A 15,408-nucleotide genomic window follows, 5' to 3' on the forward strand; every position below is an offset into this window, starting at 1 on the left:
GAGCCGCTGTCGCAGACCCGTACGGAGTTTCCCTTGACCCCGAGCTCACACGACCCGTTCGTCCGGGTCCGCGGCGCCCGTGAGCACAACCTCAAGGGCGTGGACGTCGACATCCCGCGGGACGTGGTGGCCGTGTTCACCGGGGTGTCCGGGTCCGGAAAGTCCTCGCTCGCGTTCGGCACGATCTACGCGGAAGCACAGCGGCGGTACTTCGAGTCGGTGGCGCCGTACGCCCGGCGGCTGATCCACCAAGTGGGTGCGCCGAAGGTCGATGAGATCACCGGGCTGCCGCCCGCCGTCTCGCTCCAGCAGCGCCGCTCCGCGCCGACCTCACGCTCGTCGGTCGGCACGGTCACCAACCTGTCGAACTCCCTGCGGATGCTCTTCTCCCGCGCGGGCGAGTACCCTCCCGGCGCCGAGCGCCTCGACTCGGACGCCTTCTCCCCCAACACCGCGGCGGGAGCCTGCCCGCAGTGTCACGGGCTCGGTGAAGTCCACCGTACGACCGAGGAGTTGCTGGTCCCGGATCCGTCGCTGTCGATCCGCGAGGGCGCGATCGCCGCCTGGCCGGGCGCCTGGCAGGGCAAGAACCTGCGGGACATTCTCGACACGCTCGGTCACGACGTGGACCGTCCGTGGCGCGACCTTCCTGCCGAACAGCGGGAGTGGATCCTGTTCACCGACGAGCAGCCGGTGGTGACGGTCCATCCGGTGCGGGAGGCGAACCGTATCCAACGGCCGTACCAGGGCACGTACATGAGCGCGCGCCGCTATGTGATGAAGACGTTCTCCGATTCGAAGAGTCCGACGCTGCGGGCCAAGGCGGAGCGTTTCCTGGCCAGTGCCCCCTGCCCGGCCTGTGGCGGCAGCCGGCTGCGGCCCGAGGCGCTGGCGGTGACCTTCGCGGGCCGTACGATCGCGGAGCTGGCCGCGCTGCCGCTGACGGAGCTGGCGGGTGTCCTCGACGGCGCCGTGGGCACCGCCCGCGTCCTCGCCGACGACCTCACCTCCCGGATCGCGCCGGTCGTCGAGCTGGGCCTCGGCTATCTCAGCCTGGACCGCGCCACCCCGACCCTCTCGGCGGGCGAGCTGCAACGGCTGCGGCTGGCCACGCAGTTGCGCTCCGGACTGTTCGGTGTGGTGTACGTCCTCGACGAGCCGTCGGCGGGACTGCACCCGGCGGACACCGAGGCGCTGCTGACGGTGCTGGAGAGGCTGAAGGCGGCGGGCAACTCGGTGTTCGTGGTGGAGCACCATCTGGACGTGGTGCGCGCCGCGGACTGGCTGGTGGACGTCGGGCCGCGCGCCGGCGAGCACGGCGGGCGGGTGCTGCACAGCGGTCCGGTGAAAGACCTGGCGTCGGTCGCCCGGTCGGCGACGGCCCGCTTCCTCTTCGACCGCTCCCCCGCACCCGTACGCGAAGTCCGGTCCCCGCGCGGCCGGTTGAAGGTCGGCCCCGTCACCCGGCACAACCTGCGCGGGGTGACGGCCGAGTTCCCGCTCGGCGTGTTCACGGCGGTCACGGGCGTCTCGGGCTCGGGGAAGTCCACCCTCATCGGCGAGATCACGCAGGAGCGGGCGGGCGTGGACCGTCTGGTCGCCGTCGACCAGAGGCCGATCGGCCGCACCCCGCGCTCCAACCTGGCGACGTACACGGGGTTGTTCGACGTCGTCCGCAAGGTGTTCGCCGCCACCGACGCGGCGCGGGAACGGGGTTACGGCGTCGGGCGCTTCTCCTTCAACGTGGCTGGAGGGCGCTGCGAGACCTGTCAGGGCGAGGGCTTCGTGAGCGTCGAGCTGCTGTTCCTGCCGAGCACGTACGCGCCGTGCCCGGACTGCGGCGGCGCCCGCTACGAGCCCGAGACACTCCAGGTGACGTACCGGGGACTGACCATCGCGCAGGTGCTGGACCTGACGGTGGAGGCGGCGGCGGACTTCTTCGCCGACACCCCGGCCGTCGCCCGCAGCCTGACCACCCTCCTCGACGTCGGCCTCGGCTACCTCCGTCTCGGCCAGCCCGCGACCGAGCTGTCCGGCGGCGAGGCCCAGCGCATCAAGCTGGCGAGCGAACTCCAGCGCGTGCGCCGCGCCCACACCCTCTACCTCCTCGACGAGCCCACGACCGGACTCCACCCGGCCGACGTGGAGGTCCTCATGCGCCAGCTCCATGGTCTGGTCGACGCCGGGCACACGGTGATCGTGGTCGAGCACGACATGTCCGTGGTGGCGGGCGCCGACTGGGTGATCGACCTGGGGCCGGGCGGCGGGGACGCGGGCGGGCGGATCGTGGCGGCGGGGACTCCGCCGGAGGTGGCGGGGGTGGCGGGGAGCGCCACGGCGCCGTATCTGGAGCGGGAGCTGCGGGCGGGCCGCTGACCTGCGGGACGGTTCAGCCGTCCGAGTCGCCGCTCGACTTCTGACCGCTCCCGCGCCCGGCGCGGCTCACGAGCTCGCCCGCGAACCGGGTCACGGCGGCCACGGCGCGCACCCAGCGCGGGCCGCCCCGCTCGGCCCACACCACACAGACGCACCCGCCGACGACGAGCACGAGGACACCCACCAGAACGAGCATTTCCACGCTCATCCCCCTTCGTTTTGCTGCGGACCGCGCCATCCTCTCAGCATGATCAACCGGAGGCTCCCCCGCCCCGCTCCCGCCGCTGCTCACGCCACGCCCGGTAGTGGTCGAGCAGCGTCTCCTCGATCGGGCGGTAGGTGAGGCCGAGTTCCTCGACGCTCCTGCGGTTGTCGACGCGGAAGCGGATGCCGAGGTGGTTGCGGATGTAGGCCTGGCTCAGGCCGAAGGCCGGGCCCAGGAGCCGGACGGGCCAGTGCGGGAGGGCGGTGCGGGGGAGGCGGAGGTTCCTGGGGTGGTGAGCGCGCAGGATCGTCGACATCTGGTGGAACGACGTCATCTCCCGGGCCGCGACGATGTAACGGCCGTGCGCCTCGGGGCGTTCCGCCGCCGCGATGTGGGCCGCCGCCACGTCCCGTACGTCGGCCGTGGTGAAGCTGAAGTCCGGGGCGCCGTAGAAAAAGTAGCCCTTGAACAGCTCGTCGAGGAGGAACAGGCTGCCGGAGTCCGAGGCCGGGGTGAGGGAGGGGCCCAGGATCAGGCCGGGGTTGACGGAGACCATGTCCCAGCGGTCCTGCGCGGCCGCGGCGTCCCAGGCGGCCCGCTCCGCCACCGTCTTGGCGTGGTGGTACGGGTTGTTGTCCACCGTGCTGGTGGTGTTGACGTACTTCTCCGACAGGGTCCGGTCGTCCATCTCCAGGACGTCGACGTAGTCACCGAAGATCGCCCCCACGGTGGAGGTGAGGACCAGCCGCTCGACCGTCTCCGTGCGGTCGATGCCGGCCAGTACGTTGCGCGTGCCCTGCAGGGCCGGTTCCACCACGTCCCGCCGACCGTCCTTGATCTTCTCCGGCATCAGGAAGGGCGACGCCACGTGGAAGACCACGGAGCAGCCCTTCATCGCCTCGTCGAAGGAGCCGTCCGCGAGCAGGTCGGCCTCGAAGAGGTCGAGGCGGCCGGGGTGGGAGTCCCGCAGCGCTCGCAGGGGCCGCGTCTTCGCCGCGTTCGCCGTGCTGCGCACGGTGGTGTGCACCCGGTGGCCGCGTTCCAGCAACTGCCGCACGAGATGGGCGGCGACGAAGCCGCTGCCACCCGTCACCAGGACGGTTCTGCCGACCGGGCTTCCACTCACGCGTGCGCTCCTCGGGAGGTGGGGTCGAGATCTGTCATGATCCCACCATGACCCGCCAACCACCCTTCACCTACGAGGAATTCGTCGCACGTGGGGGCGGAGGAGGCCTTTCGGGCCGCGGGCGGGTGGCTGGACGCGTACGCCAACTCCCTCTACCGGTCGGTCAAGAACGCCCGCGACGGCGAGTCACTGGCCGCCCGCCTCGACGCGGCCGACAGCCTGGGCTCCCTGCTGGAGTTCCTGTTCGCCCTCGACCGCCGGCCCCGCCCCTACAACAAGTACCTGCGCTGGGAACTGACCCACCATCCGCTCCCCGGCTGGGACACCGCCGCCCTCCTCGACGCCGTCGAGCACATCGCGGCGACCGCCGACGTCCTCGCCCAACGGGCACTGTTCGCACGCGTCGAGCCGGTGGCCCGCACGGCCGGGCACGGCGAGGTACTGGACGACTGGGGCGAGGATCTGCTGCTCATGCGGCCGGGAGGGTAAGGCGCAGGACGCCGGCGCCTCGAGACACCTCGCAGGGCGCCCGGAGCCGGGGAGCTCCCGTGCCGGACACTCGCCGGGCCGCCCACCGGGCGACGCAACCCGCACAGGGCGCCCACGCCCCGCAAGCAGCCGACCGAGACGGGCGCCCGCCGCAGCCCCGCCCAGCCCGCACCAGCGACCACCCACGGGACGCCCACACCCCGGTGCTCTCCGCCCGGACACTCATCAGCCGCCCACCGCGCGACCCGACCGGCGCAAGCTGCCCACGCCCCGCAAGCAGCCGACCGGAACGGGCGCCCGCCGCAGCCCCGCCCAGCCCGCACCAGCGACCACCCACGGGACGCCGGCACCCCGGATGGTCTCCGTCCGGACACTCGTCGGCCGGCCACCGGGCGGCACCACCGGCGCAGGGCGCCCGCGTCACGGATCGTCTCCGTGCCGGGCGCCCCGCCACGGCCGTCACCCCGCAGCGTGTCCGGCGGGGGGTGCCCACGTCCCGCGGAGGTCCACGGGTCCGCGTCCGGGGTGCAATCCGGCCGTTCCTCGTGCGATGCGTCCGCGTGCTGTGAGCGTCCTCTGCGGCGCACTCGCCGGCTCGCCCAGGACCCATGTTCCGGCGGCGGCGGCCAGCGTTCTGCGGTCGAGGTGGGGCTCCGGTGTGATCGCCGGTCCGACCTCCACCTCGGCCACCAGTTTCCGGGCGGTCGCCACCCGCCACAGGGAGGCGAGCAGGGAGTCGTCGCCGACGAAGGCGGGTGCCGTGCTGGCCGTGCCCCCTTCGGCCCGGTAGCGGATGCGCACCGGCTGGACGGGGACGCGCGCGTCCAGGGCGGCCTGGAACACGGCCCGCCGGAAGTGGCCCTGGGCCCGGCCGCACCAGGTGCTCCCCTCGGGGAACACCGCGACGGCCTGCCCGGCGCGCAGGGCCTCGGCGACGCGGGCGACCGTGCCGGGCAGGGCGCGCAGCCGGTCGCGGTCGATGAACAGGACGCCGCCGCGTGCGGCGAGCGCTCCCGCGACCGGCCACTGCCGTACCTCGGTCTTGGCGAGCATCCGGGCCGGGCGGACGGCGGCCAGCAGCGGGATGTCCAGCCAGGAGATGTGGTTGGCCACCAGCAGCAGCCCGCCGGCGGGCGCGGCGGCTCCGGTCGTCCGGACCCGGACGCCCGCCGCCCGCACGACCGCGCGGCTCCACCGCCGTACCGCCCCGGCCGGGATCCTCCCGCCGAGCGGCGACAGGAGGACCCCGGTGAGGACGAGCAGCACCACCGCCACGAGCCGCAGTACGGCCCGCGGTACGGCAGTGACGGACCCCGTCTCCTCCACGCACGCCCGCGGGGTGCAGGGCGCGCTGGGCAGCCAGACGCTCATCAGGCCGGGACGAGGGAGAGGAAGTGCCGCAGATACCGCGGGTTGACCCGGCGCATCGACAGCAGCACGTACAGGTCGGCGACCCCGAAGTCGGCGTCGTGGGCGGGCTCGCCGCACACCCAGGCGCCGAGGCGCAGGTAGCCGCGCAGCAGGGCGGGCAGCTCGGTGCGCTCGGGCAGCGCCACGTCGGCCGGGGGCACCCAGGGCAGCAGCGGACGTACCCGGAACTCCTCCGGCGCCAGGTGCTTCTCCCGCACCCGGTCCCAGGTGCCGGCCGCGACGGCGCCGCCGTCGGCGAGCGGGACGGAGCAGCAGCCGGCCAGCCACTCGTGGCCGCGGTCCACCATGTAGCGGGCGATCCCGGCCCAGATGAGCCCGATGACGGCGCCGTCGCGGTGGTCGGGGTGCACGCAGGAGCGGCCGACCTCGACGAGGCCGGGGCGGATCCCGTCCAGCCGCTCCAGGTCGAACTCGCTCTGCGAGTACAGGCGCCCGGCGACCGCGGCGCGCTCCGGCGGCAGCAGCCGGTAGGTGCCGACGACCTGCCCGGTGTCGGCGTCGCGCACCAGCAGGTGGTCGCAGTAGGCGTCGAAGGGGTCGACGTCGAGGCCGGGCTGCGAGGACGTGAGCAGCGCGCCCATCTCCCCGGCGAAGACGTCGTGCCGCAGCCGCTGCGCGGCCCGCACGTCGGCCTCGTCGCGGGCGAGGGTGACGGTGTAGCGGACGGGTGCCGTGGACCGCGGGGGACGGTCGAGGGTGGAAACGCCGGTCATGGCTCTCTCCTGAGCACGCACGAAGTGGGGACGGAGCGGTACCCCCTGTTTCTTCCGATGCCGGTTGGCGTGTACGTGACCTGTGCCAGGAGCGCGGGTGTGGGAATGTTGAATGCCAGGCGCGCGGACTCGCGCAGCCGGAAAGCCAGACGGGGCCGGGGATGAGCACCACTCCCGGCCCCGCCCGTCCACCGTCTCGGCGAACGCCTTGTGTTACGTGGGTTCCGCTATCGCTTCGCCACCTTGCGGGTGGCCCGCAGCCACTCCTTGTTCATGCTGGTGATGGACACCAGCGGAATCCCCTTGGGGCAGGCCGTCGCGCACTCCCCCGTGAGCGTGCAGCCGCCGAACCCCTCCTCGTCCATCTGCGCGACCATGTCCAGCACCCGCGTCTCCCGCTCGGGCGCCCCCTGCGGCAGGACGTTCAGGTGGTTCACCTTGGCGGAGGTGAACAGCATCGCCGCCCCGTTGGGACACGCGGCCACGCACGCCCCGCACCCGATGCACTCCGCGTGCTCGAAGGCGAGGTCGGCGTCCGGCTTCGGCACGGGCGTGGCATGGGCCTCGGGCGCGGAACCCGTCGGCGCGGTGATGTACCCGCCGGCCTGGATGATCCGGTCGAAGGCGGACCGGTCGACGACCAGGTCCTTGATCACGGGGAAGGCCGAGGCCCGCCACGGCTCGATGTCGATGGTGTCGCCGTCCTGGAAGGACCGCATGTGCAGCTGACAGGTGGTGGTGCGCTCGGGCCCGTGCGCGTCGCCGTTGATGACGAGCGAGCACGCGCCGCAGATGCCCTCACGGCAGTCGTGGTCGAAGGCGACCGGGTCCTCGCCCTTGAGGATGAGCTCCTCGTTGAGCGTGTCGAGCATCTCCAGGAAGGACATGTCGGGCGAGACGCCGTCCACCTCGTACGTGGACATGGCGCCGTCGGCGTCGGCGTTCTGCTGCCGCCAGACGCGCAGGGTGAGCTTCATGCGTAGCTCCGCTGGGTGGGGTGGACGTACTCGAAGACCAGGTCTTCCTTGTGGAGGGTCGGGGCCGCGCCCGTTCCCGTGAACTCCCAGGCGGCCGCGTAGGCGAACGCGTCGTCCTTGCGGGCGGCCTCGCCGTCCGGGGTCTGGGACTCCTCGCGGAAGTGGCCGCCGCAGGACTCGTCGCGGTGCAGCGCGTCGAGGCACATCAGCTCGGCCAGCTCCAGGTAGTCGACGACGCGGTTCGCCTTCTCCAGGGACTGGTTGAACTCCTCGCCGGTGCCGGGCACCTTGATCCGCCGCCAGAACTCCTCGCGGATCTGCGGGATGCGCTCGAGTGCCTTGCGCAGTCCGGAGTCCGTGCGGGCCATGCCGCAGAACTCCCACATCAGTTCGCCGACTTCGCGGTGGAAGGAGTCGGGGGTGCGGTCGCCGTCGACGGACAGCAGCAGGTTGAGCCTGTCCTGGGTCTCGGCCAACGCTTCCTGCACGACCGGGTGTTCGTCGGTCACCTCGCCCTGGTGCGGGTGGCGGGCGAGGTAGTCGTTGATGGTCGCCGGCAGTACGAAGTAGCCGTCGGCCAGGCCCTGCATGAGGGCGGAGGCGCCGAGCCGGTTGGCGCCGTGGTCGGAGAAGTTGGCCTCGCCGATGGCGAACAGGCCGGGAATGGTGGTCTGGAGGTCGTAGTCGACCCAGAGGCCGCCCATCGTGTAGTGCACGGCCGGGTAGATCCGCATCGGCACCTCGTACGGATCCTCGTCGGTGATCCGCTGGTACATGTCGAAGAGGTTGCCGTACTTCGCCTCCACGGCCTTGCGTCCCATGCGCTTGATCGCGTCGGCGAAGTCGAGGTAGACGCCCTGGCCGCCGGGGCCCACTCCCCTGCCCTCGTCGCAGACGTTCTTCGCGGCGCGGGAGGCGATGTCGCGCGGGACGAGGTTGCCGAAGGACGGGTAGATGCGCTCCAGGTAGTAGTCGCGCTCGTCCTCGGGGATCCTGTTCGCCGGGCGGGTGTCGCCCTGCGCCTTGGGCACCCAGATCCGGCCGTCGTTGCGCAGCGACTCGCTCATCAGCGTCAGCTTGGACTGGTGGTCGCCGGTGCGCGGGATGCAGGTGGGGTGGATCTGCGTGAAGCACGGGTTGGCGAACCAGGCGCCACGCCGGTGCGCCCGCCAGATGGCGGTGGCGTTGGAGTTCATGGCGTTCGTCGACAGGTAGAAGACGTTGCCGTAGCCGCCGCTGGCGAGGACGACGGCGTCCGCGAAGTACGTGTCGATCTTCCCGGTGATCAGGTCCCGGGCCACGATCCCGCGCGCTCGCCCGTCGATGACGATCAGGTCGAGCATCTCGGTGCGCGGGTGCATCTCGATGTTGCCGGCGGCGATCTGCCGGGACAGGGCCTGGTACGCGCCGAGCAGCAGCTGCTGGCCCGTCTGACCGCGGGCGTAGAACGTACGGGACACCTGTACGCCGCCGAAGGAGCGGGTGTCGAGCAGGCCGCCGTACTCGCGGGCGAAGGGCACGCCCTGGGCCACGCACTGGTCGATGATCTCGACGGAGATCTGCGCGAGCCGGTGGACGTTGGACTCGCGCGCCCGGAAGTCGCCGCCCTTGACGGTGTCGTAGAACAGCCGGTGGATCGAGTCGCCGTCGTTGCGGTAGTTCTTCGCCGCGTTGATGCCGCCCTGCGCGGCGATCGAGTGGGCGCGGCGCGGGGAGTCCTGGTAGCAGAACTGGACGACGTGGTAGCCCTGTTCGGCGAGGGTGGCGCCGGCGGAGCCGCCCGCGAGGCCGGTGCCGACGACGATGACGGTGTGCTTGCGCCGGTTGGCCGGGTTGACCAGCTTGGCCTCGAACCGGCGCTTGTCCCAGCGCTCGTTGACCGGGCCGGACGGGGCCTTGGTGTCGGCGACGGGTTCGCCGGTCGTGTAGTCGGTGTAGGTCATCTTCAGCTCACCACTCCGGTCATGACGCCCACGGGGACGGCGATGAAGCCGGCCGTGAGCAGCAGCGCGAGAACGTTGGCGACGGTCTTCAGGGCGCGGTCGCGGGTGCGGCTGCCGACGCCGAGGGTCTGGGCGGCGCTCCAGAAGCCGTGCCGGATGTGCAGGCCGAGGGCGAGCATCGCCACGATGTAGATGACGTTGCCGTACCAGGTGGAGAAGGTGTCCACGACGTTCTGGTACGGGTGGCCCTCCTGGAAGCCGCCGGGGTGCACGGTGCCGGTGGTCAGGTCGAGGATGTGCCAGACGATGAACAGGCCGAGGATGATGCCGCCCCAGCGCATGGTGCGGGTCGCGTAGCTCGCCCGCGGCTTCTTGTGGACGTACTTGCTGGGGCGCGCCCTGATGTCGCGGCGGCTGAGCTGGTACGCGGAGACGGCGTGGGCGACGACCGCGACGACCAGCACGACGCGGATCAGCCAGAGCGTCCACTCGTAGTGCATGAACGGTTCACCGACCGTGCGCAGCCAGTGGCCGTAGTGGTTGAACTCCTCCGGGCCGAAGAAGATCTTCAGGTTTCCGATCACGTGGGCGACCAGGTACAGCAGCATGATCACGCCGCTGACGGCCATCACTGTCTTCTTGCCGACGGAGGAGTCCCACACGGTACGCGCCATGGACGGCCGTCGGTCCGTCCGCGTTGCCAGAGCCATGGCACAGGACGCTAGAGCCGGATGGCCCCATCAGTCCAAGACATGGTCCGGCTCGTTTCGATAGCTGGTGCCTATCATGGCTGGATGCAGTTCCAGCAGCTCCAGTACTTCGTGGCGGTGGCCGAGACGCGGCACTTCACCCGGGCCGCCGAGCTCGTGCATGTCGCGCAGCCGTCGCTGTCGCAGCAGATCAGGGCGCTGGAGCGGGAGTTGGGCGCCGATCTGTTCCTGCGGGCACGGGGCAACATCACGCTCACGGACGCGGGCGAGGCGCTGCTGCCGCTGGCCCGGCGGATCCTGGCGGACACGGAGACGGCCCGGTACGAGGTGCAGGAGCTGGTGCAGCTGCGCAGCGGCCGGGTCCGCCTGGGCGCCACGCCCAGCCTGTGCACGGGTCTGCTGCCGGACGTGCTGCGCGCCTTCCACGACCGCTATCCGGGTATCCGGTTGCTGATCGAGGAGGGCGGCTCGCACGACCTCGTCCGCGAGCTGGCCCGCGGCGCCCTGGATCTCGCCCTGGTGGTGCTGCCCCTGCCGACCCCCTCCCCCGCTCTGACGACGGTGGAGCTGCTGCGCGAGGACCTGGTGGTCGTCTCCTCCCCGGAGGCCCCGCGCCCGGGACACGGCCGGCGCACGGTCCGCGTCGCCGATCTGGAGGGCGAGCGCCTGGTGATGTTCCGGCACGGCTACGACCTGCGCGAGCTCACCGTCGCCGCCTGCCGGGCGGAGGGGTTCGAGCCGGACTTCGCGGTGGAGGGCGGGGAGATGGACGCGGTGCTCGGCTTTGTGCGGGCCGGGCTCGGGGTGGCCGTCGTGCCCCGGATGGTGGCGGCCCGGTCGGGCCGGGGGCTGCGGGTCACCCCGCTCGCCAGGCCCGGCCTGCACCGGACCATCGCGCTCGCGCACCGCAGTGATGTGGCGCCGCCGAGGGCGGCTCGGGAGCTGCAGCGGATGCTGCTGGAGCGATGAGTGCGGCTCAGTGCGGCAGAGCCGCCGGCTTGAACACCTCCTCGCACCACTGGCGGAATCCGGTGGGCGCGAGGTCGGGGGTGGTCGGCTGGGCCGCGCCGTAGAAGCCCTGGCCGTTCTGCGCGTCCGCCATGTCGGCCATCGACTGCGCCCACGCCTCGCTCGCCCCGGAACGGATCATCCGCGCCTTGTGCTCCGCACCGGTGACGAACTCCGCACGGACGGGACGGTCCAGCACCTCGGAGAGGACGGCGGCCATGCCCTCGGGGGTCAGGTCGTCCGGACCGACCACCGGGACGTCCTCCTGCCCGGTCCAGGAGGCGTCGAGGAGCAGGCGGGCGGCCACCGCCGGGCCGAAGCTCGTCCTGGCCGTGAAGGCCGACGGGGACGCGGGGCTGCTGGAGGCCATCCTCGCCCGGTACGCGGCCGACCCCGCGGCCGTACCGGTGGCCGTCCGGCTGTGCGCGTGGCACGAGCAGTCCCGGCTGCTGCGCCGGGGCGAGGCCGATGTCGCCCTGGTCTACGAGCCGTACGACCGCACCGCCCTCGACGCGGAGAACCTGGCAGCCGAACCGCGCGTCGCCGCCCTCGCCGCGAGCCACCCCCCTCGCCGGCCGGGACGGGCTGAGCCTCGCCGACCTGGGGCTGCGCGCCGACGAGGCGCACCGGTACATCGACGAGGTCCGCGGCAAGGGCCAGGATCTCGCCCAGCTCCTCACGCTCGTCGGCCTGGGCGACCTGGTCGCCCTGCTGCCGGCGTCCGTCGCCGACCGCTGTCCCCGGCCGGGCGTCGTCTGCCGCTCCGTCGCGGACGCGCCGCCCGCCGTGCGGGCCGTCGTATGGCCCCAGCAGTCCCGTTCCACGGCCGCGGCGGCGCTGGTCCGCGCCGCCGTCCGCGTGGCCGACGAGGTCCGGGAGCGGGCGGCGGGCTGACGGCGGGCGCCGCGACGCCACGGAGATCCACCGGAAGCGCCCTATGCCACCTCGGGCGGTACCGGTGTCCCCTGGTGGTGGTACATCCGCCGGCCGGTCTCCTCGCTCCGCTTCCGCCAGAGCGAGCTGCGGCGGGCCCGTCGGCCGTCGAAGTCCGTCTCGTACGCGAGGTAAACCAGGCCGGGGGCCAGTACGACGCCGGTGATGGCCGACGGCTCGTAGCGGGGGCCGCCCTGCGAGCTGCCCGGGTGCTCGGGCAGCCAGGCCGGCATGTCCTCGTAGGTGTAGCGCCGGCCCGAGGAGCCGGCCTCGACGAACTCGGGGTCGAGCAGCCGCTCGTACTGGGCGCGGGAGGAGCGGACGGCGGGGTCGATGAGGGCCGGCTCGCCCGCGATCGCCTCGTTCACGTCGTCGGTTTCGTGAGTCACGCACGCATCCTCGCCCGCGCCGCCGTCACCCCCGCAACGGAATGACGCCCCTCACCCCGTCGCGTCCACCAGCGCCAGCTCGTGCAGCCGGTCCGGCGGGCCCGGGCGGGCGTAGTACCAGCCCTGGGCCGTGTCGCAGCCCAGTATCCGCAGCTGCTCGGCCTGGGCCCCGGTCTCCACGCCCTCCACGGTCACCGCGAGGTCCAGACTGTGGGCCAGCGAAACGATTCCCTCGACGATCTTGAGGTCGACGGGGTCGGCCGGGAACTGCTGCATGCTCTGGGTGAAGGAACGGTCCAGCTTGAGCACGCTCACCGGCAGCCGACGCAGGTTGGCGAGGTTGGAGTAGCCGGTGCCGAAGTCGTCCAGGGCGATGTCGATGCCCATCTCGGCCAGCCGGCGCAGCGGCTTGAGGAGGTCGTCGTCGGCGCCGATCAACGCCGATTCGGTCACCTCCAGGCAGAGGGCCTCCGGTTCGACTCCCGCGCGTTCCAGGATGTCGACCGTGTCCTGCACCAGCCCGGGATGGTTGAGCTGGCACGGCGAGAGGTTGACGTTGATACGCAGGGGGCTCGTGTCCCCGTTGCGTTCCCGCCACTCACGGGCCTGGCGCACCGACTGCTCCAGCACCCAGCGGCCCAGCGGAACGATCAGCCCGGTGTGTTCGGCGAGCGGGATGAACCGGTCGGGGCCGAGCACGCCGTGCTGCGGGTGCAGCCAGCGCACCAGGGCCTCGGCGCCGCGCACGCTGCTGTCGCCGAGGTGGACGAGCGGCTGGTACTCGATGAAGAACTCGCCGCGCTCCAGGGCGGCCGGCAGGGACGTGGTCAGCCCGTGGCGGGTGATCGCACGGGCGTCGGCCTCGGGGTCGGCGAGCTCGAAGCGGTTGCCGCCCGCCGACTTGGCCCGGTACATGGTGATGTCGGCGCTGCGCAGCACCTCCGCGGGGCTGCGCTCCCCCGCCGGGCCCTCCACGATGCCGATGCTGCCGCGCACGGTCAGTTCCCGGCCGTCGATACGCACGGGCGCGACCAGGGCGTTCATGATGCGCGCGGCGAGTTCGTCGACCTCGCGGCGGGTGTCGGAGCCGGTGGTCAGCGCCACGAACTCGTCACCGCCCAGCCGGGCGACCATCTCGCCCGGCGCGGTCGCGCAGGACTGCAGCCGGTCGGCGACCTCGACGAGCAGCCGGTCGCCGGCGGCGTGGCCGAGACTGTCGTTGATGGTCTTGAAGCCGTCCAGATCGAGGTAGCACAGGCCGAAGCGCTGGTTCTCGCCGGCGGACAGCACCTTCTCCAGGCGTTCGAAGAACAGGGTGCGGTTGGGCAGGCCGGTGAGCGCGTCGTGCGTGGCCTCGTAGCGCAGCCTCAGGTTGAGCAGGCGGCGTTCGGTGGTGTCCTCCATGAGGGCCAGCTGGTACTGCGGGTTGCCGTCGGCGTCGCGGAGCAGGGAGACCGTCAGGTTGGTCCACAGGACCGTTCCGTCAGGGCGGCAGAACGCCTTCTCCACGTGGTAGTGCTCGCGGTCGCCGCGCACCAGCTCCTCGTAGAGCCGCCAGACCTGGGGCGCGTCGTCGGCGTGGGTCCACTCGCGGACGTTGCGGCCGCGCACGGCCTGCTCCCCGCCGCCGAACATACGCATCAGCGCCCCGTTGACCTGGAGGACGTTGCCGTCCAGGTCGGCGATGCCGATTCCTATGGCGGCGCCCTCGAAGACCGCGCGGAAGCGGGCCTCGCTGGCGTGCAGCGCCTGCGCCACCACGCCCTGCGCCTTCAACGCCGCCTGCGCGATGGCCTCCTGCTCGGCCAGCGTGCGCTCGCGCAGCGCCTGCGCGTAGCCGGCGGCCATGGCGTGCTGGAGCCGCGAGCACCGCGTGCGCAGGTCCTCCTGGGGACCGTCCTCGCCGCAGTAGAGCACCAGGTAGGCGTCGACGCAGTCCAGGCTGTGGCTGAGCGCGTCCGGGTCGGTGCAGTGCGCGTCGACGAGCGCGGCCCCGACCGCCTTGGCGGCCTCGGCGTCGAACGTCCTGGCCCGCAACGCCTCGCTCAACCGCCGGGCCAGCGGGAGGAGTTGCTCCTCGAACTCCGGCCGGGTCAGCGGCGTCGAGGTGACCGGGAACACCGCCCGGCTCCAGATCGTCGCGAACCGCCGCAGTCTGTCCTCCGGCCCGTCCGGCTCGGCGATCACGAAGTACGCCCCACGCCCGCGAAACCGGAGAAGGCATACGGGTCCTCGTCCTCCGGAGCCGTCTCCGGCCGCCAGAGCGGCATCGGCACCAGTCCCGGTTCCACCATGTCGTACCCCTCGAAGAACCGCGCGATCTCGTCACGCGAGCGCATGATCAGTGGGTTGCGAATGTCCTTGTACACGTCCACCGCGCCCTCGGCCCGCTCCGGCGGCAGCGGGATTCCCTCGTACGAGGCATGGGTGAGGACGAGCAGGCTGCCGGGCGCGAGCGCGGCGCTCAGCTCGGCGACCGCCGTGTACGGGTCGTCCGCGTCCTCCACGAAGTGCAGTATGGCGACGAGCAGCAGCACCACCGGCCGGTCCAGGTCGAGCAGTTGTTCCACCTGCCGGCTGGTCAGGATCTCCTGCGGCTTGCGCAGATCGGCCGCGACGACGTCCGCGTCCGCGTTGCCCTCCAGTACCGCCTGGCTGTGCGCGACGGCCACCGGGTCGTGGTCGACGTAGACGACCCGGGCACCGGGGCTGGCCGCCTGGGCCACCTCGTGGACGTTGCCGTAGGTCGGGATGCCCGAACCGATGTCGAGGAACTGGGTGATGCCCTCGCCGACCGCGTACCGCACCGCGCGGCGCATGAACGCCCGGTTCGCCTGCATGATCTTCGGAAGTCCCGGCATGAACTCCATGGCCCTGCGGGCCGCCTGCCGGTCGACCTCGAAGTTGTGCGAACCGCCCAGGTAGTAGTCGTAGATCCGCGAGACACTGGGCACGGAGATGTCGATGCTCCGTGGGGCCCAGGCGGGTCGCTCCATCTGTCTCTCCAAGGCGTAGGCGATCCGGTGTTCGAGCAGAGGCTACTGATCGCCCGCCAAACGGGCGAGCGGAAACGGAAATTGACCGTCCGTTCCCGGTCACTGCCTGCGG

General features: G+C 72.1%; 13 protein-coding genes and 2 pseudogenes. 4 read left to right on the plus strand and 11 right to left on the minus strand.

Annotated features, from left to right (window positions below; genetic code table 11):
- Positions 1-33 precede the first annotated feature (33 nt).
- A complete protein-coding gene (locus IE263_RS28715; protein WP_189940723.1) occupies positions 34-2,376 on the plus strand; it encodes an ATP-binding cassette domain-containing protein in 2,343 nt (780 codons plus the stop codon).
- Positions 2,377-2,389: 13 nt separating this feature from the next.
- On the opposite strand, the gene IE263_RS28720 is transcribed toward IE263_RS28715, so the two are convergent.
- Together IE263_RS28720 and IE263_RS28725 are read right to left on the minus strand one after the other, a co-directional pair.
- On the minus strand, positions 2,390-2,584 hold the full coding sequence (locus IE263_RS28720; protein WP_189940724.1) for a hypothetical protein: 195 nt from the start codon (positions 2,582-2,584) through the stop codon (positions 2,390-2,392).
- Positions 2,585-2,627: 43 nt separating this feature from the next.
- On the minus strand, positions 2,628-3,707 hold the full coding sequence (locus IE263_RS28725; protein WP_189940725.1) for an NAD-dependent epimerase/dehydratase family protein: 1,080 nt from the start codon (positions 3,705-3,707) through the stop codon (positions 2,628-2,630).
- Positions 3,708-3,800: 93 nt separating this feature from the next.
- On the opposite strand from IE263_RS28725, the pseudogene IE263_RS28730 reads away from it, so the two are divergent.
- Positions 3,801-4,196: pseudogene (locus IE263_RS28730) on the plus strand (hypothetical protein); the annotation flags it as partial.
- A gap of 459 nt (positions 4,197-4,655) precedes the next feature.
- On the opposite strand, the gene IE263_RS28735 reads toward IE263_RS28730, so the two are convergent.
- From IE263_RS28735 to IE263_RS28755, 5 genes are all read right to left on the minus strand, one after another.
- Positions 4,656-5,567: a lysophospholipid acyltransferase family protein gene (locus IE263_RS28735; protein WP_189940726.1), complete on the minus strand. Its 912-nt coding sequence runs from the start codon at positions 5,565-5,567 to the stop codon at positions 4,656-4,658.
- The gene (locus tag IE263_RS28740) at positions 5,567-6,340 is read right to left on the minus strand and encodes a GNAT family N-acetyltransferase (RefSeq protein ID WP_189940727.1); all 774 of its coding nucleotides are present in this window, start codon (positions 6,338-6,340) and stop codon (positions 5,567-5,569) included. Before IE263_RS28740 ends, IE263_RS28735 begins: the two co-directional genes overlap by 1 nt.
- A gap of 227 nt (positions 6,341-6,567) precedes the next feature.
- Complete coding sequence (locus IE263_RS28745; RefSeq protein WP_189940728.1) at positions 6,568-7,317, minus strand: succinate dehydrogenase/fumarate reductase iron-sulfur subunit; 750 nt, start codon at positions 7,315-7,317, stop codon at positions 6,568-6,570.
- On the minus strand, positions 7,314-9,260 hold the full coding sequence (locus IE263_RS28750) for a fumarate reductase/succinate dehydrogenase flavoprotein subunit (RefSeq protein ID WP_189940729.1): 1,947 nt from the start codon (positions 9,258-9,260) through the stop codon (positions 7,314-7,316). The genes IE263_RS28745 and IE263_RS28750 overlap by 4 nt, the downstream gene beginning before the upstream one ends.
- Positions 9,261-9,262: 2 nt before the next feature.
- The gene (locus IE263_RS28755; RefSeq protein ID WP_189940921.1) at positions 9,263-9,934 is read right to left on the minus strand and encodes a succinate dehydrogenase; all 672 of its coding nucleotides are present in this window, start codon (positions 9,932-9,934) and stop codon (positions 9,263-9,265) included.
- A 120-nt stretch (positions 9,935-10,054) separates the two neighbouring features.
- Here IE263_RS28755 and IE263_RS28760 point away from each other — a divergent pair, with 120 nt between their 5' ends.
- Entirely contained in the window at positions 10,055-10,939 is an 885-nt protein-coding gene (locus IE263_RS28760; RefSeq protein ID WP_189940730.1) for a LysR family transcriptional regulator, read from the plus strand.
- Positions 10,940-10,946: 7 nt separating this feature from the next.
- On the opposite strand, the gene IE263_RS28765 is transcribed toward IE263_RS28760, so the two are convergent.
- Positions 10,947-11,348 carry a Rossmann-fold NAD(P)-binding domain-containing protein gene (locus tag IE263_RS28765; protein ID WP_189940943.1) on the minus strand — a complete coding sequence of 134 codons (402 nt, stop codon included), beginning with the start codon at positions 11,346-11,348 and terminating at the stop codon, positions 10,947-10,949.
- Here IE263_RS28765 and IE263_RS28770 point away from each other — a divergent pair.
- Positions 11,266-11,872, plus strand: a pseudogene (locus IE263_RS28770) (LysR substrate-binding domain-containing protein); the annotation flags it as partial. The gene IE263_RS28765 and the pseudogene IE263_RS28770 sit on opposite strands and share 83 nt — an antisense overlap.
- 41 nt (positions 11,873-11,913) lie before the next feature.
- Here IE263_RS28770 and IE263_RS28775 read toward each other — a convergent pair.
- The 3 genes from IE263_RS28775 to IE263_RS28785 are packed head-to-tail and all read right to left on the minus strand — an operon-like array spanning position 11,914 to position 15,296.
- The gene (locus IE263_RS28775) at positions 11,914-12,300 is read right to left on the minus strand and encodes a nuclear transport factor 2 family protein (RefSeq protein WP_189940731.1); all 387 of its coding nucleotides are present in this window, start codon (positions 12,298-12,300) and stop codon (positions 11,914-11,916) included.
- Positions 12,301-12,351: 51 nt separating this feature from the next.
- Positions 12,352-14,487, minus strand: a complete 2,136-nt coding sequence (locus IE263_RS28780; protein WP_189940732.1) for a putative bifunctional diguanylate cyclase/phosphodiesterase — start codon at positions 14,485-14,487, stop codon at positions 12,352-12,354.
- On the minus strand, positions 14,484-15,296 hold the full coding sequence (locus tag IE263_RS28785; protein WP_189940733.1) for an SAM-dependent methyltransferase: 813 nt from the start codon (positions 15,294-15,296) through the stop codon (positions 14,484-14,486). Before IE263_RS28785 ends, IE263_RS28780 begins: the two co-directional genes overlap by 4 nt.
- Between the last annotated feature and the right edge of the window lie 112 nt (positions 15,297-15,408).

This window comes from Streptomyces aurantiogriseus, from assembly GCF_014649375.1.
GTDB classification, from domain to species: domain Bacteria; phylum Actinomycetota; class Actinomycetes; order Streptomycetales; family Streptomycetaceae; genus Streptomyces; species Streptomyces aurantiogriseus.

What these genes read in the sequence shown, in the direction of transcription:
- IE263_RS28720 (WP_189940724.1), bottom strand. Translation starts at nt 2,584, where the DNA reads ATGAGCGTGGAAATGCTCGTTCTGGTGGGTGTCCTCGTGCTCGTCGTC.
- IE263_RS28735 (WP_189940726.1), bottom strand. Translation starts at nt 5,567, where the DNA reads ATGAGCGTCTGGCTGCCCAGCGCGCCCTGCACCCCGCGGGCGTGCGTG.
- IE263_RS28740 (WP_189940727.1), bottom strand. Translation starts at nt 6,340, where the DNA reads ATGACCGGCGTTTCCACCCTCGACCGTCCCCCGCGGTCCACGGCACCC.
- IE263_RS28745 (WP_189940728.1), bottom strand. Translation starts at nt 7,317, where the DNA reads ATGAAGCTCACCCTGCGCGTCTGGCGGCAGCAGAACGCCGACGCCGAC.
- IE263_RS28750 (WP_189940729.1), bottom strand. Translation starts at nt 9,260, where the DNA reads ATGACCTACACCGACTACACGACCGGCGAACCCGTCGCCGACACCAAG.
- IE263_RS28755 (WP_189940921.1), bottom strand. Translation starts at nt 9,934, where the DNA reads ATGGCGCGTACCGTGTGGGACTCCTCCGTCGGCAAGAAGACAGTGATG.
- IE263_RS28760 (WP_189940730.1), top strand. Translation starts at nt 10,055, where the DNA reads ATGCAGTTCCAGCAGCTCCAGTACTTCGTGGCGGTGGCCGAGACGCGG.
- IE263_RS28765 (WP_189940943.1), bottom strand. Translation starts at nt 11,348, where the DNA reads ATGGCCTCCAGCAGCCCCGCGTCCCCGTCGGCCTTCACGGCCAGGACG.
- IE263_RS28785 (WP_189940733.1), bottom strand. Translation starts at nt 15,296, where the DNA reads ATGGAGCGACCCGCCTGGGCCCCACGGAGCATCGACATCTCCGTGCCC.